This is a genomic window from Paenibacillus barengoltzii NBRC 101215 (assembly GCF_004000745.1).
Taxonomy (GTDB): Bacteria; Bacillota; Bacilli; order Paenibacillales; family Paenibacillaceae; genus Fontibacillus; species Fontibacillus barengoltzii.
The window spans coordinates 1-1,040 of sequence record NZ_BILV01000157.1 but is presented as its reverse complement, the minus strand read 5'-3'; the positions used below and the strand labels follow the sequence as shown (position 1 = coordinate 1,040).

Below are 1,040 nucleotides of genomic sequence, written 5' to 3'. Positions count from 1 at the left end.
ACGCATCTTCTAGCCGGTGAAAGTCCGGTCGCGGGAAGGGCCAAGCCCCCGCGTAGCTAGGATACCTACGTATGGCGAAATCTGTACGTAGAAGCGTATCGACGAAAGTACCTGTCAGAGGCAGGGCGAGCAACATACCAGGCCGTAACATGAAAGTGAATCCTGCCGCGTCGTCAAAAAGGCCTCGCAAGAGGGAAAAGAGGAAGCCGAGTCCCGCGTACATGGACGAAGGCCATGGAAGCTGCCTAGAACTTGGAGCGGCAGTGAAGAATCCTCCGGCGTAGAGGGAACGGCATGGTATGAAAGAGGATGCAGTGAACTGGGGAGGCCCTCCCCTGCACGGTTGCAGAAACCGTAAAGAGGCCTTCTATAAGCCCCAGAGGTGAAGTGAACGGTCTGCAGGAAGGGAGTCCGAGGGGCTCATAGTACCGTGGAACGCAGGACAACACAACCTGCGGGAGGGAAGGAGCCTGCTTTGTTCAAGTTTCTTGAGGAGGTACGAGTCAGTGAATGCCAAACGGCTAACAACACCAGAGGAAAACGTTCAAGAACTCCAAGGGAAACTCGGTCATGCGGCCAAGGAGAACAAGAAGCGAAGATTTCACGCGCTGTACGACAAGGTCTATCGGGTAGACATCTTATGGGAAGCGTGGCGAAGGGTACGAGCCAACGAGGGCTCGGCAGGAGTGGATGGAGAGACGTTGGCAGACATCGAGAAACAGGGAGAAATGCGTTTTGTGCTTGAATGTCAACGGCTACTGAAAGAAGGGAAGTACCATCCACAACCCGTTAGACGCCACTACATCCCGAAGAAAGATGGCAAACTGCGACCGCTGGGGATCCCGACGGTGAGAGACCGCGTCATCCAGATGGCGACCAAACTCGTCATGGAACCCATTTTCGAGGCGGATTTTCAGGACACGTCTTTCGGTTTTCGGCCTAAGCGGAGCGCGAAACAGGCGTTGGAGCGAATCCGGAAAGCATGCAACCGCAAAGGAAATTGGGTGGTCGACGTCGACATCCAAGGCTACTTCGACAAC

General features: G+C 54.9%; 1 protein-coding gene. It reads left to right on the top strand.

Features of this window, described 5'->3' with window-relative positions; translation table 11 throughout:
* Nucleotides 1-506: 506 nt before the first annotated feature.
* The coding region (locus PBA01S_RS22605) for a reverse transcriptase domain-containing protein (RefSeq protein WP_255315428.1) at nucleotides 507-1,040 on the top strand (534 nt) is incomplete at its 3' end.